Source organism: Rhizobium ecuadorense (assembly GCF_001187535.1).
Lineage (GTDB): Bacteria > Pseudomonadota > Alphaproteobacteria > Rhizobiales > Rhizobiaceae > Rhizobium > Rhizobium ecuadorense.
Genome location: NZ_LFIO01000024.1, coordinates 1 through 250 on the forward strand (window position 1 = coordinate 1; position 250 = coordinate 250).

Here is a 250-nt window from a genome sequence, read left to right on the forward strand (position 1 = left end):
GGATACCGGTACGCATGTCGGCTCGCTCTGGACGGCGAGCGGCCAGGTTCTGGCCCAGGCGACCTTTATCAACGAGACGGCGAGCGGCTGGCAGACGGTTTCCTTCACCCAGCCGATCAATGTTACGGCCGGCGCCACCTATGTGGCGAGCTACCATTCGAACGGTTTCTATTCCGCAACGGCGAACTACTTCACGACAGACCATACGAATGGCGCGCTGACGGCACCGTCGAGTGCTGCAAGCGGCGGC

1 protein-coding gene is annotated in these 250 nt (G+C 62.4%); it reads left to right on the top strand.

The genetic code is table 11. The annotated features are described in order from the left end of the window. Window positions 1-250 (top strand): DUF4082 domain-containing protein (locus AF337_RS01740; RefSeq protein WP_152970858.1); only part of this gene is annotated, 250 nt, incomplete at both ends.